Annotated in this window: 22 protein-coding genes; 11 read left to right on the plus strand and 11 right to left on the minus strand. The window is 70.5% G+C overall.

Features of this window, described 5'->3' with window-relative positions:
• Nucleotides 1-12: 12 nt before the first annotated feature.
• Together ACFVXC_RS33725 and ACFVXC_RS33730 are read right to left on the minus strand one after the other, a co-directional pair.
• The gene (locus tag ACFVXC_RS33725; RefSeq protein ID WP_389913277.1) at nt 13-1,710 is read right to left on the minus strand and encodes a class I adenylate-forming enzyme family protein; all 1,698 of its coding nucleotides are present in this window, start codon (nt 1,708-1,710) and stop codon (nt 13-15) included.
• Nucleotides 1,707-2,474: an SDR family oxidoreductase gene (locus tag ACFVXC_RS33730; protein WP_389913635.1), complete on the minus strand. Its 768-nt coding sequence runs from the start codon at nt 2,472-2,474 to the stop codon at nt 1,707-1,709. Before ACFVXC_RS33730 ends, ACFVXC_RS33725 begins: the two co-directional genes overlap by 4 nt.
• Before the next feature lie 155 nt (nt 2,475-2,629).
• Between ACFVXC_RS33730 and ACFVXC_RS33735 the strand changes: the two genes are divergently transcribed.
• The 4 genes from ACFVXC_RS33735 to ACFVXC_RS33750 all read left to right on the plus strand — a co-directional run bounded on the left by ACFVXC_RS33735 (nt 2,630) and on the right by ACFVXC_RS33750 (nt 8,115).
• Complete coding sequence (locus tag ACFVXC_RS33735) at nt 2,630-3,895, plus strand: exo-beta-N-acetylmuramidase NamZ domain-containing protein (protein WP_389913280.1); 1,266 nt, start codon at nt 2,630-2,632, stop codon at nt 3,893-3,895.
• A 120-nt stretch (nt 3,896-4,015) separates the two neighbouring features.
• Nucleotides 4,016-5,347 carry an erythromycin esterase family protein gene (locus tag ACFVXC_RS33740; protein ID WP_389913283.1) on the plus strand — a complete coding sequence of 444 codons (1,332 nt, stop codon included), beginning with the start codon at nt 4,016-4,018 and terminating at the stop codon, nt 5,345-5,347.
• 188 nt (nt 5,348-5,535) lie between these two features.
• Nucleotides 5,536-6,789, plus strand: coding sequence for an MFS transporter (locus tag ACFVXC_RS33745; protein WP_389913637.1), 1,254 nt, complete (start codon nt 5,536-5,538; stop codon nt 6,787-6,789).
• 54 nt (nt 6,790-6,843) lie between these two features.
• Entirely contained in the window at nt 6,844-8,115 is a 1,272-nt protein-coding gene (locus ACFVXC_RS33750; protein ID WP_389913286.1) for a serine-threonine protein kinase, read from the plus strand.
• 10 nt (nt 8,116-8,125) lie between these two features.
• On the opposite strand, the gene ACFVXC_RS33755 is transcribed toward ACFVXC_RS33750, so the two are convergent.
• Complete coding sequence (locus ACFVXC_RS33755) at nt 8,126-10,939, minus strand: penicillin acylase family protein (RefSeq protein ID WP_389913289.1); 2,814 nt, start codon at nt 10,937-10,939, stop codon at nt 8,126-8,128.
• A 238-nt stretch (nt 10,940-11,177) separates the two neighbouring features.
• On the opposite strand from ACFVXC_RS33755, the gene ACFVXC_RS33760 reads away from it, so the two are divergent.
• On the plus strand, nt 11,178-11,786 hold the full coding sequence (locus tag ACFVXC_RS33760) for a hypothetical protein (RefSeq protein ID WP_389913292.1): 609 nt from the start codon (nt 11,178-11,180) through the stop codon (nt 11,784-11,786).
• A gap of 12 nt (nt 11,787-11,798) precedes the next feature.
• Here the strand turns inward: ACFVXC_RS33760 and ACFVXC_RS33765 are convergent, their stop codons facing one another.
• Nucleotides 11,799-12,323 carry a hypothetical protein gene (locus tag ACFVXC_RS33765; protein WP_389913295.1) on the minus strand — a complete coding sequence of 175 codons (525 nt, stop codon included), beginning with the start codon at nt 12,321-12,323 and terminating at the stop codon, nt 11,799-11,801.
• Nucleotides 12,324-12,363: 40 nt separating this feature from the next.
• Between ACFVXC_RS33765 and ACFVXC_RS33770 the strand changes: the two genes are divergently transcribed.
• Entirely contained in the window at nt 12,364-13,086 is a 723-nt protein-coding gene (locus ACFVXC_RS33770) for a 3-keto-5-aminohexanoate cleavage protein (RefSeq protein WP_389913297.1), read from the plus strand.
• Nucleotides 13,087-13,331: 245 nt separating this feature from the next.
• Here ACFVXC_RS33770 and ACFVXC_RS33775 read toward each other — a convergent pair whose 3' ends face one another.
• Nucleotides 13,332-13,913 carry a helix-turn-helix domain-containing protein gene (locus ACFVXC_RS33775; protein WP_389913300.1) on the minus strand — a complete coding sequence of 194 codons (582 nt, stop codon included), beginning with the start codon at nt 13,911-13,913 and terminating at the stop codon, nt 13,332-13,334.
• Nucleotides 13,914-14,005: 92 nt separating this feature from the next.
• Between ACFVXC_RS33775 and ACFVXC_RS33780 the strand changes: the two genes are divergently transcribed.
• Together ACFVXC_RS33780 and ACFVXC_RS33785 are read left to right on the plus strand one after the other, a co-directional pair.
• Nucleotides 14,006-15,169, plus strand: coding sequence for an aryl-sulfate sulfotransferase (locus tag ACFVXC_RS33780; protein ID WP_389913303.1), 1,164 nt, complete (start codon nt 14,006-14,008; stop codon nt 15,167-15,169).
• Between the two features lie 4 nt (nt 15,170-15,173).
• Entirely contained in the window at nt 15,174-16,520 is a 1,347-nt protein-coding gene (locus tag ACFVXC_RS33785) for a uracil-xanthine permease family protein (RefSeq protein ID WP_389913306.1), read from the plus strand.
• Here ACFVXC_RS33785 and soxR read toward each other — a convergent pair.
• Nucleotides 16,477-16,944 carry a redox-sensitive transcriptional activator SoxR gene (soxR, locus tag ACFVXC_RS33790; protein WP_389913309.1) on the minus strand — a complete coding sequence of 156 codons (468 nt, stop codon included), beginning with the start codon at nt 16,942-16,944 and terminating at the stop codon, nt 16,477-16,479. The two genes, ACFVXC_RS33785 and soxR, sit on opposite strands and share 44 nt — an antisense overlap.
• A 116-nt stretch (nt 16,945-17,060) precedes the next feature.
• On the opposite strand from soxR, the gene ACFVXC_RS33795 reads away from it, so the two are divergent.
• Nucleotides 17,061-17,525 (plus strand): MaoC family dehydratase, encoded by a 465-nt coding sequence (locus ACFVXC_RS33795; protein ID WP_389913312.1) that lies wholly within the window; start codon nt 17,061-17,063, stop codon nt 17,523-17,525.
• 21 nt (nt 17,526-17,546) lie between these two features.
• On the opposite strand, the gene ACFVXC_RS33800 is transcribed toward ACFVXC_RS33795, so the two are convergent.
• The 3 genes from ACFVXC_RS33800 to ACFVXC_RS33810 all read right to left on the minus strand — a co-directional run bounded on the left by ACFVXC_RS33800 (nt 17,547) and on the right by ACFVXC_RS33810 (nt 19,778).
• A complete protein-coding gene (locus ACFVXC_RS33800; RefSeq protein ID WP_389913315.1) occupies nt 17,547-18,179 on the minus strand; it encodes a TetR/AcrR family transcriptional regulator in 633 nt (210 codons plus the stop codon).
• A gap of 70 nt (nt 18,180-18,249) precedes the next feature.
• Nucleotides 18,250-18,540, minus strand: a complete 291-nt coding sequence (locus tag ACFVXC_RS33805) for a YiaA/YiaB family inner membrane protein (RefSeq protein ID WP_389913318.1) — start codon at nt 18,538-18,540, stop codon at nt 18,250-18,252.
• 86 nt (nt 18,541-18,626) lie between these two features.
• A complete protein-coding gene (locus tag ACFVXC_RS33810; protein WP_389913321.1) occupies nt 18,627-19,778 on the minus strand; it encodes an acyl-CoA dehydrogenase family protein in 1,152 nt (383 codons plus the stop codon).
• An 87-nt stretch (nt 19,779-19,865) separates the two neighbouring features.
• Between ACFVXC_RS33810 and ACFVXC_RS33815 the strand changes: the two genes are divergently transcribed.
• Together ACFVXC_RS33815 and ACFVXC_RS33820 are read left to right on the plus strand one after the other, a co-directional pair.
• Nucleotides 19,866-20,525 carry a TetR/AcrR family transcriptional regulator gene (locus ACFVXC_RS33815; RefSeq protein WP_389913324.1) on the plus strand — a complete coding sequence of 220 codons (660 nt, stop codon included), beginning with the start codon at nt 19,866-19,868 and terminating at the stop codon, nt 20,523-20,525.
• Between the two features lie 256 nt (nt 20,526-20,781).
• Nucleotides 20,782-21,816, plus strand: a complete 1,035-nt coding sequence (locus ACFVXC_RS33820; protein WP_389913327.1) for an urea transporter — start codon at nt 20,782-20,784, stop codon at nt 21,814-21,816.
• A 134-nt stretch (nt 21,817-21,950) separates the two neighbouring features.
• Here the strand turns inward: ACFVXC_RS33820 and ACFVXC_RS33825 are convergent, their stop codons facing one another.
• Complete coding sequence (locus ACFVXC_RS33825; protein ID WP_389913330.1) at nt 21,951-23,033, minus strand: Zn-dependent alcohol dehydrogenase; 1,083 nt, start codon at nt 23,031-23,033, stop codon at nt 21,951-21,953.
• Between the two features lie 76 nt (nt 23,034-23,109).
• The gene (locus tag ACFVXC_RS33830) at nt 23,110-24,498 is read right to left on the minus strand and encodes an aldehyde dehydrogenase family protein (RefSeq protein WP_389913332.1); all 1,389 of its coding nucleotides are present in this window, start codon (nt 24,496-24,498) and stop codon (nt 23,110-23,112) included.
• Between the last annotated feature and the right edge of the window lie 220 nt (nt 24,499-24,718).

A 24,718-nucleotide genomic window follows, 5' to 3' on the forward strand; every position in this document is an offset into this window, starting at 1 on the left:
TTTCGAGTTTGGCTAGCTCTCGTCTTGCCGAGAACCCGTGTTGGTGTGGGAACGCAGTTCCCGCCGGAGGATCTTCCCACTTGTGGTCTTCGGGAGCTCCGGCAGGATCTCGACCGCACGCGGGTATTTGTAGGCGGCCAGCCGCTCCTTGCAGTACGCGGCCAGCTCGTCCGGTGCCGCCCGAGCACCCGGACGGAGACTGACGTAGGCCTTGACCGTCTCGCCGCGGTAGCTGTCGGGGACACCGATGACCGCCGCCTCACGGACCGCCGCGTGACCGTAGAGGACGTCCTCCACCTCGCGCGGCCAGACCTTGAAACCGGACGCGTTGATCATGTCCTTCTTGCGGTCGACCACGTAGAGCCAGCCGTCGGCGTCCATGAAGCCGATGTCGCCGGTGCGCAGCTCGCCGCCGGGGAACGCCTCATCGGTGGCGTCGGGGCGCTTCCAGTACCCGGGCACGACCTGCGGGCCGCGCACGGTGATCTCGCCCTGCTCCCCGAAGGGCACGTCCGCGCCGTGGTCGTCGACGATCCTGACGACCGTCTCCGGTCCTGGGACGCCCACGGCCAGCGTGCCGGACACCGGGTCGACGGGCGCCTCCTGGCCCGGCGGCACGGAGGCGCAGGGCGCGGTGCACTCGGTGAGGCCGTAGCCGTTGTGGAGGTAGGGGCCAAGACTCGCGCGGAACTTCTCCACCAGGGCGGGCGGCAGCGGCGCGCCGCCCGAGGAGATCATCTCGAAGGAGTCGAAGTGCTCCCGCGTCACGTCAGGGTGGGCGGCGAGCGCCATGAAGGCCGTGGACGGGCCCACGGTGTACGCGGGCCGGTGCTCGGCGAAGGCGTCGAGCACCACCCCGGCCTCGAAGCGGTAGGCGAGCGCGAGGGTGCCCGCGTTGGTCAGGGCGCCCGCGACCTGCGCGACCATGCCCGTGATGTGGAAGAGCGGCGCCATCGCGAAGTAGCAGGCGCCTTCCGGGATGCCGGAGCCCGTGCGCTGCCGCTCGGCGTTGTAGGTGATGTTGCCGTGGGTGTTCATGGCGCCCTTGGGGGTGCCGCTCGTACCCGACGTATAGCTGATCAGGGCGATGTCACTAGGGCCGAGCCTGCGGTCTCCCGGTGCGGGCAGTCCCTGCTGTGCGACCGTCACCAGGTCATCGGCGTCGGCGGCCTGCGGGAGGCGTTCGAAGTCGAGGACGCGTGTGTCGCCGCGGGTCTGGAGGTCGAGCTGGCACGCGGTGAGCACGATGCGTACGGGCGAGGGCGCGGCGCTCTCGCGCAGATACGTCTCCCATGCGCGGTCCGAGCAGATCAGCGCGGTCACGTCGGCGTCCGCGAGGACGTGACCGACCTCCGCCGACTTGTACATCGGGTTCACCGGCACGACCGTGGCGCCCGCCTTCCACGCGCCGAGCAGCGCGATCACGAAGTGCGGGGTGTTCTGCAGGAGGATCGCGACCCGCTCGCCCCGCGCGAGCCCGCGGGCGGCCAGGTGCCCGGCGACGGAGTCGGTGAGGGCGTCCACCTCGCGGTAGCTCAGGCGGCCGTCGAAGTAGGCGAGGGCGGTGTGCTCGGGGGCTCTGAGCACCGAGGCGCGGAAGGCATGCACCACGGACTCGGCCGGTTCGACGGGGGCGCGCTGGGCCTCGTTGAGGCGGGCGAGCCAGGGCTTGGCGGCGTATATGGACGCGGTCGGGGTCGCGTCGCTCACCGCTCCGTCGCCTCCCACTTCTGCTGGATGTGGTTCATCCCGGTGAGCCATTTGTCCGGTTCGGCGGAGCGGATCCGGTAGTACTCGGCGACCTCGGGGTGCGGCAGGATCAGGAAGCGGTTCTCCTCGATCCCGGCGAAGAGCGCGTCGGCGACGTCGTCGGGCTCGATCGCGGTCGGAGTGAGCACGAGGTCGCCCGCGCTGCCGGTGGCGGCGAGCATGTCGGTGCGCACGCCCTGGGGACAGATCGCGTGGACGTCGATCCCGCGGTGCCGGTAGGTGAGCGAGAGCCACTCGGCGAAGGCGTACGCGCCGTGCTTGGTGACGCTGTAGGGCGCCGCGCCGATCATGGTGAGCAGGCCGGCCGCCGAGACCGTGGAGACGAAGCGGCCGCTGCCGCGCTCCAGCCACTCGGGCAGCAGCGCGTGGGCCGCGCGGACGTGGGCCATGACGTTGACGTCCCAGGCCGCGGCCCAGACCTCCTCGGGGGCGGCCTCGGAGCCGCCCGAGCCGAGGCCCGCGTTGGCGCAGTACACGTCGACGGTGCCGCTGAGGGCCTCTCTCGCCTCCGGCACGATCGTGGACGCGTCGCCCGGCACGGCGACGGCGCCGATCTCGTCGGCCACCGCCCTGGCCTTGGCGGCGTCCAGGTCGTTGACCACGACGCGCGCCCCGGCGGCGGCGAACCGGCGGGCCAGCGCGGCCCCGATCCCGCCTCCGGCGCCGGTGACGACAACTCCCTTGTCCTGCAGGGTCTCCACGATCAGTCTCCTTCGACTGCGGCTCCGCTGTGATCGCAGACTAACCAGTCGGTATGTAGCTAGGGAAGGGGGCCGGGCAGCCAGGTTCGTTCCCCGGCGGGGGTCCGCGCGCTAGCGTGCGTGGCCATGACAGCCACCGCGCTCACGGAGGTCTCTGCATGAACCTGTCCCGACGCAGCCTGTCCAGGCGGGGCCTGCTCGCGGCCACCACCGCCTCGGCCCTCACCACGTCAGCGACCGCCGCTGCCGAGGGCGGCGGCGGATCGGGCACGGGGCGACGGCTGCGCACCGGCTTCGAGCGGCTCGCCGCCGACGGGTACGCGCTCCTGGACGGGGAGCGGGTCGGGATCGTCACGAACCCGACCGGCGTCACCAGGGACGTACGCCACATCGTCGACGTCATGCACGCGGACGAGCGCGTGAACCTGGTCGCGGTGTTCGGCCCCGAGCACGGCTTCCGCGGGACGGCTCAGGCGGGCGGCTCCGAAGGGCGCCACGACGACCCGGCAACCGGACTTCCGGTCTACGACACGTATCAGAAGAGCGGCAAGGCGCTCGCCGACATCTTCACGGCCGCCCACGTCGACACCATCGTCTTCGACATCCAGGACGCGGGGGCGCGCTTCTACACGTACATCTGGACGCTCTTCGACTGCATGGAGTCGGCCGAGCTGGCGGGCAAGCGGTTCGTGGTCCTCGACCGGCCGAATCCGGTGACGGGGCGCGGCGCTTACGGACCCGTCCTGCACAAGGAGTTCGCGACGTTCGTCGGCCGGCAGCCGATAGCGCAGGCGCACGGGATGACGGTGACGGAGCTCGCGCTGCTGTTCAACGGCGAGTTCCTTGAGCGCCCTGTCCACCTGGAGACCGTACGGATGACGGGGTGGCAGCGCTCGGACTTCTACGACGCCTCCGAGCTCCCGTGGGTGCCGCCGAGCCCCAACATGCCCACGCCCGACACCGCCCTGGTCTACAGCGGCACCTGCCTCTTCGAGGGCACGAACCTCTCCGAGGGACGCGGCACCACCCGCCCCTTCGAACTGCTCGGCGCGGAGGGCATCGACCGGAAGTGGGCCGCCGCCGCCAATGACGTGGGCCTGCGCGGGGTCCACTTCAGGGAGGCCTACTTCGCGCCGACGTTCTCCAAGTTCCAGGGCAGGACGATCGGCGGCGTCCAGCTCCACGTGCACGACCGCGACGCCTGCGACCCGGTGCGCACCGGCATCGCGCTCCTGGTGACCGCCAAGAAGGTGTGGAGCGGTTTCGCCTGGCGCTCCGACAACTGGATCGACAAGCTGACGGGCTCGACGCGGGTGCGCACCATGATCGACGCGGGCGCGGGCACGGACGAGGTGGTGGCCGCCTGGCAGGAGGACCTCGCGCGTTTCCGAGCCGTGCGCAGGCGGTATCTGCGCTATCCGTGAGCGCCCCCTGGGGGGGGGAAGGCCCCACCCGCGAGAGGGGTGCCCGCCGGATGGCAGGCACCCCTGGCGGACCGGGATCGTGATCTTCAGCTCCGTACACCCGAGTTGAGGAGATCCCGCATGACACGGACGGCACGCCGCACGGTTCCCCTGGTACTGGCCGGCACGCTCGGCCTTGGGGCGCTGGTGGCTCCCCAAGCGGCCCTTGCCGACCAGGCAGCACCCGTGGACCCGGTCCCGGCGATCGAGCGCGCGGCCCACCCCCTGCGCTCGACCGACCCGGGCGGCTCCACGAAGGACCTGCGGGCGATGGGCCGGATGGTGGGTGACGCCAAAGTGGTGGGTCTGGGGGAGGCTACACATGGTTCGCACGAGTTCTTCACGATGAAGGACCGCGTGTTCCGCTATCTCGTCGAGGAGAAGGGGTTCACCACCTTCGCCCAGGAGGTCAGCTGGACGACGGGTCTGCGTTTCGACGCGTACGTCCACGGGGGCGCGTCGGACGTGCGCGAGCTCGTCCACAAGGAGCTGGCGAAGACGCCCTGGGACACCGATGAGTACGTCGATCTCCTGACCTGGATGCGCGCGTACAACGACAAGCACCCGGACCGTCAGGTGCGCTTCATGGGCGACGACCTCAACTACCCGGAGCTCGGGCATGAGCTGTTCGACGGGGTGGAGGACTACGTCCGCGCGAACGACCCCGATCTGCTGCCGAGGATCACCGAGCTGTACGCGCCGATCCGCCGTCTCGCGGACGGGGACGCGTACATGGCCAGACCTCTGGCGGAGCGACGGAAGCTGGCGGGCAACGCGCGGGAGGCGCTGAAGCTCCTGAAGAATCTCCAACCGCTCGCGAACGACCGGGAGTTCACCTTCGTGCTCCAACACGCCCGGTCCATCTCGCAGACCGCCACGATCTACGCCTTCCCCTTCGACACTCCCGAGGGGATCAAGGACGGCATGCTCTACCGCGACCGCCTGATGGCACAGAACACCGCCTGGTGGCAGCGGCGCACCGGCGACAAGGTGCTTCTGTCGGCCCACAACGCCCATGTGGGGTACGAGAGTTACGATCCCCGGTACCCGAAGATGCAGGGCGCCTTCCTGCGGGACAGGCTCGGTGAGCGGTACGTCAGCATCGGGTTCACCTTCGACCGGGGGTCGCTCATGGCACAGAGCGAGGACTCCGAGGTGTGGAAGCCCCGCTCCGTGGGCGCGGCCACACGCGGCATGAACGAGTACACGCTCGACAAGGTGCGCCACGACGACTATTTCCTCGACATGCGGACCGCCCCCGCTGCCGCCAGGAAGTGGCTGGGCAAGGGCCGGCTCACCCAGAGCATCGGGACGGCGTTCCCGGACGGACCCCACAAGATCCGGCTCGCGCCCACGCACGACATCCTCATCCATCTGCACCGCGTCACCGCAGCTCACCGCCAGTCTCAATGACCGAGACGAGCCGTTCGAGGTATTGACTGGTCCCTACATCCACCGTGAGAGTGCCGCTCGTGCACAGCGACGCGATCTCACCAGACAAGCCCCCGCGGGACGCCGCGCCTCAGCCGGACACCGGCCCTCAGCCGGACACCGGCCCTCAGCCGGATGCCGGCCCCCGCCCGGACGGGAGCTCCGAGAGCCTGCGCCGGGTGGCCGTCGCGTCGTTCATCGGGACGGCCATCGAGTTCTACGACTTCTACATCTACGGCACGGCGGCCGCCCTCGTCCTGAACGAGGCGTTCTTCCCGACCCTGGACCCGGTCAACGCCACCCTCGCCTCGTTCTCCACCTACGCGGTGGCGTTCGCGGCCCGGCCCATCGGCTCGGTGGTCTTCGGGCACTTCGGCGACCGGGTCGGGCGCAAGTCGGTGCTCGTGGCCTCGCTGCTGCTCATGGGCCTCTCGACGGCGCTCGTCGGCCTTCTGCCCGGCTACGGCACGCTGGGGATCTGGGCGCCGGTCCTGCTGATCCTGCTGCGTTTCCTGCAAGGCATCGGGCTCGGCGGCGAGTGGGGCGGGGCCGCGCTGCTCGCGGTGGAGCACGCGCCGAAGAAGAAGCGGGGTCTCTACGCGGCCTTCCCCCAACTCGGCCCGTCCGTCGGGTTCTTCGCGGCGACCGGTGTCTTCTGGCTGCTCTCCGCCGTCCTGTCCGACGACGCGTTCCGGTCCTGGGGCTGGCGCGTGCCCTTCCTGCTCTCCTTCCTCCTTGTCGGCGTCGGACTCTTCGTCCGCATGCGCATCAGTGAGACGCCGGTCTTCGCGAAGGTCATGGACGCGCAGGAGGCGAGCAAGGTCCCCACGCTCGACGTGCTGCGGCGCTATCCGCGCGAACTGCTGCTCGGCGCGGGCGGGATGATCGTCGCGTACGGCCTCTTCTACACGGCGACGACGTACTGCCTCGCCTACTCCACCGGCACCCTGGGCGTCTCCCGCGACACCATGCTGGGCCTCTCGCTGGTCGCCTGCCTCTTTCTCGCGGCCGGTACGTGGCTCGCCGCGACCCGCTCCGACGGGGCGGGCCGCCGCAAGCTGATCATCGTGGGCGCCGGGCTCGCGGTGGTGTGGGGCCTGGTGCTCTTCCCGCTCCTGGACACCGAGCAGCCGGTGCTCATGGCGCTTGCGATCGGCGGCGCGCTGTTCTGCATGGGCGTGGTGTACGGGCCGATGGGCGCGTATCTGCCGGAGCTTTTCGGTACGAACGTGCGCTACTCGGGTGCCTCGCTCGCCTACAACCTGGGCGGCGTGCTGGGCGGCGCGGTCTCCCCGCTGGTGGCGACGCGCCTGCAGTCCGCGTTCGGCTCCTCGTCGGTGGGCTGGTACGTGAGCGCGATGGCGGTCGTCTCCCTGGCGTGTGTTCTCGCGCTGCCGGAGACGCGCGAGCGCGAGCTGGCGTAGCTTCCCCCTGCGAGACATCTGGTCAGTACACCGGGGCCGCGCGACGATGGTCGTGTGGAGCCCTACTGGGAACTGACCTTCGACGCCGACGGGGACGTCGACACCACGCAGCGCGATCGCCTCCTCGCCGAGGTGCCCCGTGAGCGCGTCACCGATCTCCTCGTCCTCGCGCACGGCTGGAACAACGACCACGACATGGCAACCGACCTCTACCGGCGTTTCTTCACGCCGTGCCAGGAGCTCGCGGGACCGCGGGTACGGCTGGGATACGTGGGCGTGCTCTGGCCCGCCATCCGCTTCCCCGACGAGCGGATCCCGAACTTCGAGCCCTCGGTCCAGGCGACCGGGGCGGGCCCGCCACCAGGCGCGGGACCCCTGCTCGACGAGCCGACCATGCGCCTCCTGTCCGGCACGTTCCCCGACCACGACGCCGACCTCGACCGGATCGGGGCGCTGTTGGCGGAACGATCCGAGGTGCCGACGCGCCTCTACGAGTACGGACGCCTCGTACGCGACCTGGTGGCCGTTCATCAGAACAGCGCCGCCCACCGCTTCGCCGACGACACCTGGACGGGCGTGCCCGCCATGCTGACCGACGACGCGGTCGAGGTCTGCCAGATGTTCGCCGCGGCGATGGAGGGCACAGGGCAGCAGGAACTCTTCGGCAGCCTGCGCAAACGGCTCTGGAACGGGGCGCACGAACTCCTGCGCCAGGCCAGCTACTACGCCATGAAACGCCGGGCGGGATCGGTCGGCCAGCTGGGTCTCGGCCCAGCGATCGGACTGCTGGCCCGTGAGGCGCCGGACGTGCGGGTGCATCTCATCGGGCACAGCTTCGGCGCGCGCCTCGTGGCGTACGCGCTGCGCGGTATGCCCGCGTCGGTGCGGACCGTGAAGTCCACCACGCTGCTCCAAGGGGCCTTCTCGCACTACGCGTTCTCCAAACGGCTTCCGCACGCCCCCTCACGCGGCGGCGCGCTGGGCGGGATGCAGCGGCGGATCGACGGCCCCCTGGTCGCCTGCTACTCCCGCCACGACGACGCCCTGGGCAAGATCTATCCCCTGGCGTCGAAGCTGGCCGGTGACTCCTCGACCTTCCTCGGCATCTGGGAGCGCTGGGGCGCCGTCGGATACGACGGCATCCGGGCGGTGGACGGCGCCAAGCGCGTCAAGCTGGGCCGGGCGATCCCCGCCAAGGGGTGCGTGAGCGTGGACGCGTCGGCGGTGGTGCGGCGGGGCGGTCCGCCCTCCGGCGCGCACAGCGACATCTGCCACGAGGAGCTGGCGCGTGTCGTGTTCGCCGCAGGGCGGATCCCCAGGACGTGACTCTCCTTGGTCAGCGGTGCTTGGGGAACTCCACGACCTGCTGGTACGTGGGCCGGTTCTGCCACTGGATCGGCCCGTGCGTGATGCCGCCCAGCGCCCGGTGGATGATCGAGTCCGCGCACCACTGGTCGCCAGCCGAGCAGCTCGCGTCGCCGGGGTAGACCTCGGTCGCGGGCTTGGCGGCTGCCTGCGTGAGGGTGGTCAGGAGCGCGTCACGGCAGGCGTCCAGCTTCCCCTCGCCGCAGTACTTCTCGCCGAGCTCGCCCTTCACGGGCTCTCCGAGCACCGCCCGCAGATCCTTGTCCGCGAAGCCCCACCAGCCGTACTGGAAGGCCGATCCGGCGTGCGCCCCGGTCGGGCCGTGCCCGGCGGAGGGTGACTCGTCGGTAGCGAGCTGTGCCGTCAGCGCGTCGTAGAGGTCCTTGCCCATGCCCGGCTTGAACTCGGCCTCGACGAGCAGGGGCCACCAGGCGTCCATGACGCGCACGGCGTCGGCGTGTGCGTACGTCTTGGAGCCCGCCGCCGTCTGGTTGCGCTGCGACCCGGCCTTCTGCCACGCCTCCAGCTGCTGTACTGCCTTGGACTGCTGGGGGTCGGTGACGGGCTTGCTCCGCACCACCTTGAGCAGCTCGGGAAGCACCTGTTCGCCGCGCAGGTCGGTGACCGCGGCCTGAGACATGGCCTGGGTCAGCGATGCCCGTGTGACGCCGCCCTTCTCGGTGAGCTTCTTCACCCGCCCGTCGAGCAGGTCGGCACGGTGCACGGCGCTGATGCCGAAGCCCGCCGTGCTGAAGTCCTTGGCCTGTTTGTTGTTCCAGGAGATGTAGTAGTCCTGGTTGACGGACTGCGGGTGCTCAGCGGGCGGGGTCTGCTTCGAGGTGTTGTTCTCCGGGTCGAAGTCCTGCCATTCGTTTGCCTGTTGGGCCTTGACGGGCAGGGCGGGGTCGATGTCCTTGGCGCGCTCCGGGTTGGCGCCGCTGTTGTAGTACGCGGTGTCGCGCGAGTCGGCGTAGAACCAGTTGAAGGCGTAGCTGATGCTCTGGGCGGCCTTCTTGAAGGTCGACGCGTCCTTGACGTACGTCGGATCGTTGAGCATCTGGAAGCCGATGATCGAGTCGGCCTCGTGGCGGTAGGTGGAGCGCAGCGAGACGTAGGCGACCGGTTTGCCCTCGACGCTCGCGCGGTGCGTCACGACGCCGTACTTCGTGCGGAACACCTGCATGCGGTAGGAGCCCGCCGCCGTGGAGTCGGCGACGGTCGGCTTCCAGGCGTTCTTGCGCTCCAGCTTCTCCATGGGCGTGCAGGTGCCGCGGTGGAGGTAGTGGGTGGACTGCTTGGTGGGCGCGGCGCCGCCCGGTTCGCACAGCTCGACGGCGTACGTGTCCGTGATGTCCTGCCCGGCGGACGTGGCCGACCAGGCGTAGTCCTGGCCGCGGCCCAGCTGGACGTACATGCCGACGCCCGCGAAGGAGACACCGCGTGCGCTGATGCCGGGCCCCTGGAGCTCCTGCTGCATGAGGAGCTGGGGGGCGAAGTAGCCGGTCTGCGGGCCGAAGACGGCGACCGGGTTGCCGCTCGCGGTGTGCTTCGCGGAGACGACGAGCGCGTTCGACATGCCCTTCTTCTGGCCGTCCTTCTTGAACAGGTCGGCGGGCAGCACTCCGTCGTCGTACATCCCCTGGAGCGGTTTGAGCTTCCTGGGCGCCTTCACCGGGTCCTTGGCGGCGGTCCTGGCGCCGCCCTCACGGTCGAAGACGAGCTGTTCGCGCTCGACCGAACCGGGGTCGGGAAGGGCGGTGCCGCGCGCGTTCGCGGGCTTGCCCGCGTACGGGAAGCTCGTGCCGTCGTGGATGGTCTGGACGGCCTCGGGGTCGTTGCGGGCGCGGAAGGACTCCCAGACCTTCGTGCCCTTCTCGACGCCGTACTTCTCCTGTGACTTGAGCAGGGAGAGGGCCGCGTCGACCTCTCCGCCGCCGCCGTTGCCGAAGAGCCCGCCGACGACGGACGCGAGCGCGATCATGTCGGTGATCTTGAAGGGCGCGATCTCGCCGATGTTGGTGATCGCGTCGATCTTGCCGGTCAGGACGTACTCGCCCGGGAAGTAGCGGCCGTTCTTGGACTTCACGCGGTAGGAGTTGAGCCCGTCGATGTAGGCCTGGGCGTCCTCCATGGCCTGTTTGCCGCGCTCGCCCTGGGACGTTCTGATGTATTCGACCTGCTTCTCCAGGTCCTTCTCCTCGTACGGGGCCTGTGGCCAGAACTGTTGCTCAAGACCCTGGTTCGCGAGCGCGCCGCCCGCGAACGAGGTCAGCTCGCCGCGGCCGATGTGCCGGAAGAGGTCGATGAGCCAGAGCCGGTCCTGCCCGGCCGCGAAGCCCGCGCCGAACTCGGTGCCGTAACGCGTGCTGCCCTTGATGTGCGGGATGCCGTACTTCTTGTCCCGGGTGATCGTCACGTCGTCGCGCGGCTTGGTGACGGAGGCGGCCTGGCCGTCGCGGACACCGAAGGAGGCGTCGTTGAAGAACTCCGTCAGCTTGTCGTCGGTGAGCGACGGATAGCCGGAGGAGAGCTTGTCGTACGGCCCCAACTGGTCTTCCGCATGTGCGGGTTGCGTGCCGAAGACGCGGTGACTGAGTATCTCGGCGAGTGTGGCGTTGCCGTTCGCGCCGGGCGGAAGGACGTCCGCGCACTGCCCCTCGCAGTAGTCGGTGGCCGGTGGGGGCTCGTCGGCGGCCGAGCCCGGCTGCGGCGTGAGGAGGGACGCGGCCAGTGCTAGGGCCGCGCTGGCGGTGAGGGTTCTGAGCCGGACGATGCGTCGTCGCATGTGTGCTCCTCTGGGCTCCGCTTGTGCTCCTGTGGGGAGAAGGTGAGGCGGAGGTTACTGGCGGGTTGCCGATCCCGGAAGATGAACATGCGTCGCCTTTTCAGAAACAGCACATAGCTCCAGTTCACCGCCGTCTTATGTCTGCCATCGAAAATCAGATGGAAGTCGAGGGAGCCGAATCGCGTGTCGATACGTCTACTCGGCAACGTCCGAGAACGTGCGACGGAGGTGCAGGGCGATGGCCGGATTCCGGAGTCTCGCGAGACAGGTGCGTGATCCGCTGAGCGATATGGCGCTGCGACGGTACTCGCTGCGCAAGTGCCTGGAGAGGTTCGCCCCTTACGGCCACCGGGCGACCTGGGACCATCTGAGCTCCCGAGCGGGCTTCGGGCCCGAGGACCGGTCGCCCGACCCGGCGCGGCTCGTGGCCGCGCTCGATGAACTGGAAGCGGCGCGGGCGGTCTGGCTCGCCTACGAGGAGGGCTTCGCGGAGCGCCGCCGCAAGGAGAAGCACGACGGCCTTCGCCGGCCCGGCAGCGTCGACGACTGGCACCGGTGCACCTGGGGAGGATTCGGGGTCGCCTGGTGCGACAACCCCGGCGTCCACCCCTCCGAATCACTCGCCGAGGTACTGCGCCGGCTGATCGCGGCGCTTGAGCGGGATCCGGGCACGGGCTGCCCGGTGTGCGCCCGCTCCGACCTCGTCTGGACACACGGCCTGGCGCACGAGCCCTCAGCGGGCGCCGTCTGCACGGGCTGCGGAATAGTGGTGCCCGACCCGGTGCTCACACCCGCCGCCATGGCACGGGCGCGGGCACGACGGGAACGGCCGCTGGTCTCGGCGTGACGTCCTGCCGCCTCAGGGCGCGGGCGTCGAGACGTCCCACTGGATGGCCAGTTTGAACTCGGCGAGCATGAGCGGCGCGGCGATCTTCACGTCGCCCGCGCCGCGTGCCGATATCTTCAGGCCGACCGGTGTCTGCGGATGCACGAACATCTGCCAGGTGTGGGTCCGGTACTGCCCGCCCCTGGTGGGCACCCAGTCGGTGGTGGCCGTCGAGTCGTACCCCGTGGAGCCGCCGAGCGGATCGCGCACGTAGCGTGCGCGGTACTCGGTGGACCGGTCGTTCGGCTGCCAGAAGATCATCGCCGACAGGGTGCCCCAGCCGTCGTGGCTCGGCCAGATGAGCCCGGACCGGGCGTCCGGGAACCGGGACGGGGTCGTGGACCCCTTGCCGGGGTCGTGCATGCGCCACGGGTCGTACGACTCCTCGGCGTCCTGGTACGGAAACCGCACGAGGTGGTAGCCGTCGCTGTCGTACGTGATCTTCTGTGGCCCCGTCCGGGCGGCGTCCCACTTCAACGAACAGATGGCGATTCCCATCGGCCCTCCCCCTGTATGTCGTCGTCTGTGCTGTCCTGTGGTGATGCAGGTATGTGTGAACGGCGCCCGCGGCGCGGGCGATGGCGCGCTGATCCCCATGTCGCCCGATGCGATGGCCGAGTCCGTGACCCAGGCCGTCACGGCGGGCGCCGGGGATGTTCATGTACACCCCAAGTCCCCTTGTGGGCAAGACACATTGGCGCCAAGTGCGGTTGCGGCCACGCTGGAAGCGATCCGCGCGGTGACGTCCGTACCCGTCGGGGTGACCACGGGTTCCTGGGCCGAACCGGACCCGGGCAAGCGGGTGGCGGACATCCGGGCCTGGACGGTCCTTCCCGACCACGCGTCGGTCAACTGGCACGAGCCGGGCGCGGAGGCGGTGGCCGAGGCGCTGCTCGAACGGGGCGTGGGTGTCGAGGCGGGCATCTGGTCGGGGACGGACGGCGGGGAACGCTTTACCGCGTCCGCGCTCGGCCCCCACGTCCTGCGGGTCCTCGCGGAGGTGACGGACCCGGACCCCGGCACGGCCCGCGACTCGGCCCGGGCCCTCCTCGCCGTGATAGGCGAGGCACACGGCCGCCCCGTGCTCCTGCACGGGGAGGAGGGCGGCACATGGCCGGTACTGCGCCTCTCGGGGCGCCTGGGGCTCGCGACGCGCATCGGCCTGGAGGACACGCTGGTCCTGCCGGACGGTGAACGGGCCTCTTCCAACGCGCAGTTGGTCGCGGCGGCGCTGTCCGTGCTGAGCACGCCGTCCCCGTAGGGCCTGGGCCGGGACGAAAGAGCGGGTGATCGCGTACCCACGAGGTACGCAGCGCCCAGGAGCCCGTTCCACGTCGACGCCGCGCGTCACCGCCGAAGTGCCGAAATGCCGACCGTCCATGAGCATCCCGGCGCCGACGCACTCGAACCGGCCCAGATGGGCCCGCACCGCGCGCCGCGGCCAAGGGCGCGTACCGCCCCGGCGTGACCCCGCCACCGCAACGGCCCCGCACCGCACCCGGCGGCTCAGCCGCCCCCTGCGTCCGTCACCCGGACCCCGTCCGCGATCCCCACCACCAGCACTCGCGTCCCCGCCTCCAACGGCCGCCACCGGTGCGGCAGTTCGGCCGCGCAGTACAGCGTGTCGCCCCGGTCGAGGCGGTACACCGACCCGTCCGCCTCCACCTCGGCCGAGCCGTCGGCGACGTAAAGGATCTCGTCGCCCCGGTGGCGGTACTCGCGGCCCCAGTCGTGGTCCCCGGTGAACTCCAGCGCGTGCAGCCGCTGATGACCCCGGACCAGCGGTCGCATCCGCGCCTCGCGCACGCCCTCCCCCTCGCTCACGGACGCCGACCCCCCGCGCACCACATCCACCGGGCGCGGCGGATCCGCGGAGGCCAGGAGCTGGACGGCCGTGGTGTCCAGGGCGTCGGCGATGCGCTGGAGGGATCCCATGCTGGGGCGGGAGCGGCCGTTCTCCACCTGACTGAGGAAGGGCGCCGACACCCCCGCCCGCGCCGCCACATCGGCCAGCGTCAGATCCAGGGCGCGGCGGAGCCTGCGGATCCCGGGACCGACCTGCGGGGCGTCCGCATCACTCGTACCCATGTCGCGAAGCCTATCTCCTGGGTTAACGTCTTCCGCACTGCTTAATAAAGTTAAGCAACGGAGACTACGAGAGGACGGCCCTCATGCCCCCCATGACGCCCACAACCCCCGTGGACCAGAATCAGCGCCGCCGTCGCGGCACCGGCCTGATGGCCCTGGACGAGGACGCCAGTTACGGCGGCTACACCCTCTTCGCGCCGCTCACCGGCGGCGGCGAGGTCTACCTGATCGACGCCCACGGCGAGATCGCCCACCGGTGGGACCTCCCGCACCGCCCGGGCCGCCACGCCCGGATCCTGCCGAACGGGAACCTCGCCTACAACGGCGTGCTCCCCGACGAGCCCGCGCTCTTCCCCATGTGGCACAAGTACCGCGGCGGGATCATGCAGGAGATCGCCCCGGACGGCACGGTCCTGCGCGAGCACCGCGACCGCTTCCAGCACCACGACGCCCACCACTACGGCGACGGGCGGATCCTCTACACCGCCATCGAGCCCCTGACCGGCCCGGAAGCCGCGGCCGTACGCGGCGGCGTACCCGGATCCGAGGCCGCCTCCGAGGGGGCCGATGGCGCCACCGTGTGGGCGGACACCATCGTCGAGGTGGACGCCGAGGGGAACACCACCTGGGAGTGGAAGGTCTCCGAGCGGCTCGGCCGCGCGGACTTCCCCCTCCATCCGGACTACGCCCGCGAGCACTACCCCCTGATCAACAGCGTCCTGCCGACCAGCGACGGCAACATCCTCGCCAGCTTCCGCTCGGTCTCCGCCGTCGTCGTCATATCCCGCGAGACCGGCGACATCATCTGGCGCTCCGAACCCGGCGTCGTCTCCCAGCAGCACTGCCCCACCGAACTGCCCGACGGCAATTTCCTCGTCTTCGACAACGGCGTGTTCCGGCCGCACTGGGACGTGCCGTTCAGCCGCGTCGTGGAGATCGAGCGGACGAGCGGCAAGGTCGTCTGGGAGTACCACGACCCGGCCCGCGAGTCGTTCTTCGCGCCCTTCATGGGCAGCGCCCAGCGCCTACCGAACGGCAACACCCTGGTCACCGACTCCCCCGCGGGCCGCCTCTTCGAGGTCACCGCGGACGGCTATCTGTGCTGGGAGTACGTCGTGCCGTTCTTCGGCGGCTACGAGGAGGAAGAGGTCCGCAAGCTCTTCCCGTCCGAGCCGAACGCCGTGTTCCGCGCCTACCGCTACGCCGCGTCCGAACTGCCCTGGCTCACCCCGGCGCCCGCACCAGCGAAGGGCTGAGCCCGTGGTGGCCGCCGTCGACGAACGCCTTCCGCTGCCGCGCCTCGCACCGCTCGCCCTCCAGCACCTGCTCGCCGGGATCGCGGCTCCCGTCTCCTCGGTGATCCTGATCGGCACGACACTGCGCCTGACCACCGCTCAGACCGCCTCGCTGCTCAGTGCCACCCTGGTCCTGTGCGGCATCGGGGCACTGCTCCAGTCCCTCGGGGTGCGGGCACTGCGCGTCGGCGCCCGACTGCCGTTCCTGATGCTGCCGGGCGGGGCCGCGGTGGCGATCTTCCTGCAGATCGGGAAGGAGTACGGGGCCGCCACGGCGTCCGGCTCCGTACTGGTCGCCGCCGTCTTCCTGATCTGCGTACTGCCCTTCTACGCAAGGGTGGTGCGGCTGTTCCCGCCGCTCGTGATGGGGACGACGGTCGTCCTGATCGGCATCAACATGATCAAGGTGACCGCGCCGATGGTGGCGTCGGGCCCCGGCGCCGGCTTCGCGACGCTCGGCGTCATCGCGGTCCTCTTCCTCGTCCTGCGCGGCGTATGGCGGCAGATGGCGGTGCTCTTCGGCCTCGCGGGCGGCACGCTCATCGCGCTCCTGCTCGGCACGGACATCCATCTCGCGTCCGGCGCCCCGTTCGCCCTGCCGGACCCGTTCCCCTACGGCGCCCCGCACTTCGACCTGCTCGCCGCGATCCCGCTGCTCGTCTTCTCGCTCGCCTCGCTCGCCGAGGCCACCGGCCAGACGGTGCTCAACAGCGAGGCGGTCGGCCGCACCCCGGACGCGGGCCGGGACGTGCCGCGCATCGCCCGCGCCGACGCCCTCGTCTCCCTGGGCGCGGGCGTCTTCGGCACGTCCCTGATGGTGACCAGCGCCGAGAACATAGGCATCGTCCAACTGACGCGCGTACGCAGCCGGTTCGTCACGGCGGGCGCGGGCGTACTGCTCGTCGTCTGCGGCCTCCTGACACCGCTGACCCGGCTGCTCGCCGCCATCCCCGAGCCGGTGGTGGGCGCCGCCGGCCTGGTGATCTACGCGGTGATCGCCGTACTCGGCTTCAGCATGCTGTCCCGGGTCGACCTCGCGCACGGCTCCGACAGCGTGGTCGTCGCCCTGGCCCTGGTCGTGGGGCTGCTGCCGGTGATGACCCCCGAGCTGTACGCGCCGCTGCCGTCCTGGGCGCACACGATCCTCGGCAGCGGAGTGGCGGCGGGCGCGCTCGCCGCGGTGCTCCTGAGCCTGGCCTTCCGCCATCTGGGGCCGAAGGAACGGGCCGACGTCACGACCGACGTCACGACCCAGGTCACCACCGACGTCACGACCGGGGCCGGCGGTCCGCCAACAGACGGGAGCCGGTGAGGCGTTCACCGAAGACGTCGTCCGGGTTGGAGAGCACGCAGTTCTCCAGGGAGAGACAGCCGCAGCCGATGCAGTCCGTGAGGTGATCGCGCAGACGGCCCAACTGCGCGATGCGGTTGTCCAGTTCGGAGCGCCAGGCCTCCGAGAGGCGCGCCCAGTCCTCGCGGTTGGGAGTGCGCTCCTCGGGGAGCGAGTCGAGCGCCTGACGGATCGTGGCGAGCGGAATGCCGACGCGCTGGGCGGCACGGATGAAGGCGACGCGGCGCAGCGCGTCACGGTGGTAGCGGCGCTGGTTGCCCGACGTGCGGCGACTGGAGATCAGGCCCTTGGTCTCGTAGAAGTGCAGGGCGGACACGGCCGCGCCGCTGCGGGCCGAGAGCTGGCCGACCGTGAGCTCGTGGATCTTCTCTGGGATCTGGGGCACCCCTCACACCCTAATGGCAGGTCCGCCACCCTCCGCCGACCGGTCCGTTGACACACGTCGGCGTACACCGCATGCTGAGCAAGCGCTTAGTTCGATACTTTGAGGAGGCCAGGGACATGGCAGAGCCGAGGATCTTCGCGTCGGCCGACGACCTGCGTGCCGGAATCGGCGAGCAGCTCGGACACAGCGAGTGGCTCGAGGTCGACCAGAAACGGATCGACCTGTTCGCCGACGCCACGGGCGACCACCAGTGGATCCACGTGGACGCGGAGAAGGCGGCGCAGGGGCCCTTCAAGACGACCATCGCGCACGGCTATCTGACGCTTTCGCTGCTGCCGAGCCTGGTGCCGCAGGTCATGCGGGTCGAGGGCATGAAGATGGGTGTCAACTACGGCACCAACAAGGTCCGCTTCCCCTCGCCGGTGCCCTCGGGCTCCCGGGTGCGGGCGACCGCCGTGCTCACGGAGGTCGAGCAGACCAAGGACGGCGGCGTACAGATCACGGCCAAGGTCACCGTCGAGCGCGAGGGCGGCGACAAGCCCGCCTGCGTCGCCGAGTCGGTCTCCCGCTACTACTTCTGAGCCACCCGGCAGCCGAGGAGCTCAGGAGGCCTGTTCCCGGGCCCCCACCATCCGCAGCACGAGGTCGGCGTAGAGCGCGCCGACCTCGTCGGGCGTCCGCTGTCCCGCGACGTTGAACCAGCGGGCCACGTCGATGCAGAGCGAGAGCACGGCCAGCGTGGTGCCGGGCACGTCGGAGACGTCGAACTCCCCCGCCCGCACCCCTTCGTTGATCATTTCCCGCACGGCGGCGTCCGACTGGCGGCGCAGCGCGATGATCTCCGTGCGGTGCTCGTCGCCGAGCGCGTCCAGCTCGTACTGGACCACGCGTGCGGTGGTGTGGTGGTCGGCATGCCAGCGGACGAAGGAGCGTACGGCGTCGGCGAGCCGCTGTGCCGCGCTGCCAGGGCCGTCGGCCGCGGTGCGCAGGACCCGCAGGGCCTTGTCGTGGCCGATCCTGCTGATGCGGTGGAGCAGCTCTTCCTTGGTCTTGTAGTGGATGTAGAGCGCCGCCGGGCTCATGCCGGCGCGGCCGGCGATGTCCCGGGTCGTCGTCGCGTGGTAGCCACGCTCGGCGAAGGCCTCGACGGCGGCGATCAGCAGCCGCCGTGCCGCATCAGGCGTGACCTCGCCCCATGGCAGGTCCTCGCCCTCGGTCTGCTCCGCCGTGCTCATCGTCCACGCTCCTTCCGCCCGTCGGGAGGACACCATACCCCTGACGGTGAGCAAGCGCTTAGGACGCCGGTCAGGCCACCGGCTTGAACGGGTCGTGTTCGGCGAGGATCTTCTCCAGACGCGCCTGGTCGACACGGCTGACGAGCTGGTCCGCCTCCTGCCGATCCCGGACCACCTTGGCGAGAGTGAACGCGGATGTCGTCAGGTACAGGACGGAAACGGCGAGGAACGCGCGGATCCAGCCGCTGACGTCGAGGCTGTAGATGCCGACCGCCGTCGCGCCGAGCGCCACGGCGAACGACGCGACCGCCTGACCGAAGTAGGCGGTGGTGCTCTGCTGCTTGACCGGTGTCTCACTCATGATCAGAGCATCGCCCGGCAGCGGCCACACCACATCCGCTCCGCTACTCAGCTCCCGTACTCAGAACGCGCCTTCAGAACGCGCGTTCAGAACGCCGAGACCCCGGTCAGCGCCCGCCCGATGACCAGCTTCTGGATCTGGCTAGTGCCTTCGTAGAGCGTCATCACGCGGGCGTCGCGCAGCAGCTTGCCCGCCGGGTACTCGTCGATGTAGCCGTAGCCGCCGAAGACCTGGAGCGCGTTGTTGGCGGCACGCACGGCAGCCTCGGACGCGAACAGCTTGGCCTTGGAGGACTCCGTGGTGAAGGGCTGCCCGCGGTCGATGAGGTCGGCGACCCGCCAGGTCAGCAGGCGTGCGGCGTCCACGTCCACCGCGATGTCGCTGATCAGCTCCTGCACCAGCTGGTGCCCCGCGATGGACTTGCCGAACTGCTCGCGCTCACTCGCGTACGTCACCGCCGCGTCGAGGGCGGCCTGGGCGATGCCCACGCATCCGGCGGCGACCGACATCCGCCCCTTGGCGAGCGCCGACATGGCGACGGAGAAGCCCTTGCCCTCGGGCGCCATCATGGCCGACGCCGGGACGCGGACGTCCTGAAGGACGAGCTCGGCGGTGGCCTGGCCGCGCAGGCCGAGCTTGCCGTGGATGGTGCGGCGGCTCAGACCGGGGGTGTCGGTCGGCACGAGGAAGGCGGAGACGCCCTTGTGCCCGGGGGCGTCGTTCGTCCGCGCGAAGAGCAGCACGACATCGGCCCAGCTGCCGTTCGTGATGAACATCTTGGAGCCGTTGATGACGTAGTCGTCGCCGTCGCGCACGGCCTTCGTCGAGAGGTTCCCCGCGTCGGACCCGGTGCCCGGCTCGGTGAGCCCGAAGCAGCCGACGTACTCGCCGGAGGTGAGCCCCGGCAGCCACTGCCGCTTCTGCTCCTCGCTCCCCCAGTACGCGATGGTCTTGGCCACGAGCCCGAGCGAGACCGACACGATGCCGCGCACGGACGAGTCGCCGCGCCCCAGCTCCTCGGTCACCAGGCAGTAGGCGAGATGGTCGCCGCCCGAGCCGCCGTACTCCTCGTCGACGGTGAGCCCGAGAAAGCCGACCTCGCCGAGCTTCTTCACGATTTCGCGGTCCACGCTCTCGGCGCGGTCCCACTCGATGACGTGCGGGGCGATCTCGCGGGCCACGAAGTCCTTGGCCAGCTGCCGTACGGCGGACTGCTCCTCGCTGAGCTCCAGATTCATCGCGGGGCACCTCTTCGGGTCGACTCTTGGGACCACGTTCGGGTCAGATTTAAATTAGCACTGCTAGTTTCTTGCGGCAGCCCTACTATGTGCCGCATGGCCCGACCGCGCAAGCCCCTCCTCAGCAGAGATCGCATCGTCGAGACGGCGCGCGCGCTCGTGGACGCCGAGGGCCTCGCCGCCGTCTCGACGCGCCGCCTCGCCGCCGAACTCGGGGTCAGCGGGCCTTCGCTCTACAACCACTTCCGCACGAAGGACGAGATCCTGGAGGCGGTCGCGGACTCGGTGAGCGCGCAGGTCGATCTGTCGATGTTCGAGGCCGCCGACGAGCGCGACTGGCGCACGTCACTGCACGACTGGGCCGTCTCCTACCGCGCGGCGCTCACCCTGCACCCCAACATCGTTCCGGTGCTCGCCTCGGGGCCCGGCCGCCGCCCGGCAGGGCTGCGGCTCGCGGACGCGGTGTTCGGGGCGATGGTCGACGCGGGCTGGCCTGCGGCGCAGGCCACCTCGATCGGCGCGCTGATGCGGTACTTCATCATGGGCTCGGCGCTCGGCTCCTTCGCCGGTGGATTCGTGGACGACCGGACCGCGTACGACCCGGCCGACTACCCGCACCTCGGCCAGGCCCACCTCCTGGCCGACCGCCAGCAGGAGATCGACGAGCGGGCCTTCGAGACGGGCCTTCGGGCGCTGCTCGACGGCCTCGCGCTCCAGTACCCGCAGGTGGCGGCGCCCGCCGGATGACCGTTCGGCGGGCACCGAACGGTTCCCGGCGCATCTTTGGGCCATGACGGGCCCCGCGGATCGGTTCGCAGCGGGCGGTCAAGGTGACGCCGAAGGGGGCCCGGGCGCTGGAGACGCACCTCGACATCACCGCCGGTATCGCCGCGCCCCATAAATGCATGTAGGGTGCATTCGTCTTGCCGGACGAAACATGGACGTAACACGGGAGCGAGCCGTGCGGCACTCAACGGATGTCAAGAGCCAGCCACTTGGGGCCTTGTCCTTCGCCACCCACGTCCTGCGCGGCCAAGCGCAGGTCACCTTCCTGCCGAGCACGGCGGCGGGTGCCCTCTTCTGCGTGGCGCTCTTCGCGGCGGGCTGGGAGTACGGCATCTACGGCCTGGCGGGAACGGCCGTCGGTACGGCCACCGCGCGGCTGCTCGGGGCGGCGCACGACCGCGTCTCGACGGGGCTCGAAGGCTTCAACGCCTGCCTGACCGCCCTGTGTTTCGCCGTGTTCCTCGGCGCCGGGCACCTGTCCACGGCCGCACTCGCCCTCGCGGGCTGTGTGGTGGTCACGGTCGTGACGGCGGCGGCGGTCAACGTCCTCGCCGCCTGGGACCTGCCCTCGCTCACCCTCCCCTACTGCCTGCTCGCGAGCGCGATGACCATCGCGGCGCCCGGCTTCGAGCGCGTCTGGCACCACGGGGACGCCCTGGCCGCGCTGACCCGCGCGGCGACGGGCCCGACCTCGCTCCAACCCGCCGACCTGGCAAAGGCGTTCTTCGCCGACTTCGCCCAGATCTTCTTCATGCCGCAGTGGTACGTCGGTGCGGTACTGCTCGTGGGCCTCTTCGTCGCGAGCCGCCGCGCGGGGGCCGTCGCGTGCCTCGGCAGTGCGGTCGGGATCTGTTCGGCATGGGCGCTGGGGGCACCGGCCGCGCAGATCGCGGACGGCACGATGGGATACAACTCGGTGCTCGTCGCGCTCGCGCTCTGCGGCGTCTTCCTTCCCGCGCGGGGTGCGACGATCGCGTACGCGATCATGGGCGCCGCCACGGCGACCGCCGTCAGCTCGGCGATATCGGCGCTCCTGGCTCCGTCCGGCGGGCACACCTTCACCTGGCCGTTCGTCCTGACGACGCTCGCGTTCCTGGCGGCGGCCAAGTCCTTCTCCCGGCTGCGTACGACGGCTCCGGCGCCGTCGGACGTGACGGCGCCGGAGCCGGACGTACCGCCTGCGGCCACTGCCACTGCCACTGCCCTCCCGGCCGCGGTCAGCGAGAGCTCGCCCGCCCCGCAGGCATCTTGACGGAGATCGGGGCGATCACGGCGAAGCCGATGCCCTGACCGCCGCCGGCACCGGCTTCGCCGAGTCCGTCCTCGAACGCCGGAGTGGCTGGAGCACCCGGCCACTCCGGCGTCGATGGCATCTCGCAGTGGCCCCTAGAACACCACCAGCGCCCGGCCTCCCTTACCCGCGACCATGTTCTCGAAGGCCGCCGGGATGCCGTCCAGGGCGATGCGATCGGTCACCAGACCGCTCAGGTCGAAGCGCCCGGCGCGGATGTGGTCCGCCAGGACCGGCAGGTCCACCGCAGGGTCGGAGTTCCCGTACACGCACCCCGAGAGCGTCCGGCCCCAGTGGAAGATCTCCAGGGCGTTGAAGGCGACCTGCTGGTCCTTGCCGCCGATGCCGACCACCGTCGTACGCCCACCGCGCCGCGTGGACTCCCAGGCCCCGCGGATCGTCACCGCACGCCCCACGCACTCCACCGCGACGTCCACGCCCTGTCCGCCCGTCAGCTTGCGGATGTCCTTCGCGGTCTTCTCCGAGGCGACCACGTACTCCGTCGCACCGGCCGACCGCGCCAACTCCTCCTTCTCCGGGGACACATCGACCGCGATGATCTGCGAGGCACCGGCGATCCGGGCCGCCTGCAGCGTCGCGAGGCCCACTCCCCCGACGCCGAAGACGGCAACCGTCTCGCCCTCGCGGACCTTCGCGGAGTGGTGCACGGCGCCGTACCCGGTGAGCACGGCGCAGCCCAGGAGCGCCGCGTCCGTCAGCGGAACGCCGGCCGGGGACGGCAGCACGCAGTTGCCCGCCACCACCGTCTCCTCCGCGAACGCGGCGACGTTCAGGCCGGGATGGAGGTCGGCGCCGTCCGAGGCGCGGTGGGCGTACACATCGGCCGCACCGGCAAGGGCGTTCACGCACAGCCACACCTCGCCGAGCGAGCAGGCATGACAGCTTCCGCAGGACGGAGCCCAGTTGAGAACCACCTCGTCGCCCGGCGCGACGTGCGTGACCCCCTCACCCACGGACACCACCGTTCCCGCGCCCTCGTGCCCGAGCACGGCGGGCACGGGCACCCGCATCGTGCCGTTGGTCAGGGACAGGTCGGAATGGCAGACCCCGGCGGCGGCGAGGCGCACCCGCACCTGGCCCGGGCCCGGCTCGGGCAGGTCGATCTCGGTGATCTCCAGGGGAGAGCCGACGGCGGGCAGAACAGCGGCGCGGACCACGGTGACGTACTCCTTAGAGGGCTGGCATCAGGCTGGCGTCAGAAGGGGGAGGCAGGAGGGGGGGAGGCAGGAGGGTTCAGAACTGGAGGGACTTCGTCTGGAGGTACTCCGCGAGCCCGTGCGGGCCCAGTTCCCGGCCGACGCCCGACTGCTTGTAACCGCCGAACGGCGCGGAAGGGTTGAAGCTGCCGCCGTTGATGTCGACCTGTCCCGTGTCCATGCGGCGGGCGAACGCGATCGCCTCCGCATCGTCGGCCGCCCAGACCGCTCCCGCGAGCCCGTACACGGTGCCGTTCGCGATCCGCAGGGCCTCGTCCTCGTCCTCGTACCTGATGATCGAGACGACCGGGCCGAAGATCTCCTCCTGGGCGATCGTCATGTCGGGGGTGACGTCGGCGAAGACGGTCGGCTGGACGTAGTAGCCCTGGTCGCGCGGCACTTCCGAGCCGCCCGCGACCACGCGGGCGCCCTCTTCGACGCCCTTGTCGATGTAACCGCGCACGCGTGCGTGCTGCTTGGCGTTGACGACAGGGCCGATGCGGGTGCCGTACTTGGCCGCGGCTTCCGCCGCGAGCGAGACCGCCTCGTCGTACCGCGCGGAATCCACCAGCATGCGGGTCCACGCGCTGCACGTCTGGCCCGAGTTGGACATGACGTTGGCGACACCGGCCTTGACCGCCTTGGTCAGGTCGGCGCTCGGCAGGATCACGTTGGCGGACTTGCCGCCGAGCTCCAGGGCGACGCGCTTGACGGCCGCGCCCGCGGTCGCGCCGATCTGCTTGCCGACCGCGGTCGAGCCGGTGAAGGAGACAAGGTCGACGCCCTCGTGCTCGGCGAGCGCCTGCCCCGCGACCGGACCGAGCCCGGTGACCAGGTTGAAGACACCGGCGGGGATGCCCGCCTCGTGTGCGGCCTCGGCGAAGAGCTGGGCGGTGAGCGGGGTGTCCTCCGCGGGCTTCAGGACCACCGTGCAGCCCGCGGCGAGCGCGGGGGCCACCTTGTTCACGATCTGGTGGAGGGGGTAGTTCCAGGGCGTGATCGCACCGACCACACCGACCGGCTCCAGGTAGACCGTGGAGTTTCCGATCTTCTCCTCGAAGGCGTACGTCGCCGCAAGCTCGGCATAGGAACCGGAGACCAGGATCGGCACGCCCGCGTGCACCATCTGCGAGAACGGGAGCGGGGAGCCGAGCTCCGCGGTCACCGTCTCGGCGATCTCGTCCTTACGGGCGACCAGCTGGTCACGGAGCGCCCCGATGAGCGCGGCCCGCTCGGCGGGCGGGGTCGCGGCCCAGGCCGGGAAGGCCTCGCGGGCGGCCCCGACCGCCGCGTCGATGTCCTGCGCCGTACCGGCGGGGACCTGGCCGATCGGCTGCTCGTCGGCCGGGTTCAGGACCGTGATCGTGTCCGTGCCGACGGCGGGCCGCCAGGCGCCGCCGATGTACATGCCGTCGTGGGCCTTCATCGCACTCCTCAAGTCGTCGTCTCGTCTCAGGTGGGCCGCAGGCGGTTCCGGTGGCCGCAGGAGGTTCCGGTGGCCGCAGGCGGTCGTCCCGCCCTGTCGTCCGCACCCCGCCCGCACCCCAAACTAGCGCTGATAGTTTTTCTCCACCAGGGGTGTCCGGGCGAGGGACATTCCCCCCGGTCCGGCACCTACCCCCCAAGGGTTTCCCCGAAGTTCGATT

Origin of the sequence: Streptomyces sp. NPDC058257 (assembly GCF_042881845.1) — a bacterium.
Lineage (GTDB): Bacteria > Actinomycetota > Actinomycetes > Streptomycetales > Streptomycetaceae > Streptomyces.

Excerpts from the sequence above, each read along its gene's own strand:
- ACFVXC_RS33765 (WP_389913295.1), bottom strand. The coding sequence starts at position 12,323 with ATGGGAATCGCCATCTGTTCGTTGAAGTGGGACGCCGCCCGGACGGGG.
- ACFVXC_RS33760 (WP_389913292.1), top strand. The coding sequence starts at position 11,178 with ATGGCCGGATTCCGGAGTCTCGCGAGACAGGTGCGTGATCCGCTGAGC.
- ACFVXC_RS33775 (WP_389913300.1), bottom strand. The coding sequence starts at position 13,913 with ATGGGTACGAGTGATGCGGACGCCCCGCAGGTCGGTCCCGGGATCCGC.
- ACFVXC_RS33805 (WP_389913318.1), bottom strand. The coding sequence starts at position 18,540 with ATGAGTGAGACACCGGTCAAGCAGCAGAGCACCACCGCCTACTTCGGT.
- ACFVXC_RS33735 (WP_389913280.1), top strand. The coding sequence starts at position 2,630 with ATGAACCTGTCCCGACGCAGCCTGTCCAGGCGGGGCCTGCTCGCGGCC.
- ACFVXC_RS33740 (WP_389913283.1), top strand. The coding sequence starts at position 4,016 with ATGACACGGACGGCACGCCGCACGGTTCCCCTGGTACTGGCCGGCACG.
- ACFVXC_RS33815 (WP_389913324.1), top strand. The coding sequence starts at position 19,866 with ATGTGCCGCATGGCCCGACCGCGCAAGCCCCTCCTCAGCAGAGATCGC.
- ACFVXC_RS33830 (WP_389913332.1), bottom strand. The coding sequence starts at position 24,498 with ATGAAGGCCCACGACGGCATGTACATCGGCGGCGCCTGGCGGCCCGCC.
- ACFVXC_RS33810 (WP_389913321.1), bottom strand. The coding sequence starts at position 19,778 with ATGAATCTGGAGCTCAGCGAGGAGCAGTCCGCCGTACGGCAGCTGGCC.
- ACFVXC_RS33755 (WP_389913289.1), bottom strand. The coding sequence starts at position 10,939 with ATGCGACGACGCATCGTCCGGCTCAGAACCCTCACCGCCAGCGCGGCC.
- ACFVXC_RS33795 (WP_389913312.1), top strand. The coding sequence starts at position 17,061 with ATGGCAGAGCCGAGGATCTTCGCGTCGGCCGACGACCTGCGTGCCGGA.
- ACFVXC_RS33780 (WP_389913303.1), top strand. The coding sequence starts at position 14,006 with ATGACGCCCACAACCCCCGTGGACCAGAATCAGCGCCGCCGTCGCGGC.
- ACFVXC_RS33800 (WP_389913315.1), bottom strand. The coding sequence starts at position 18,179 with ATGAGCACGGCGGAGCAGACCGAGGGCGAGGACCTGCCATGGGGCGAG.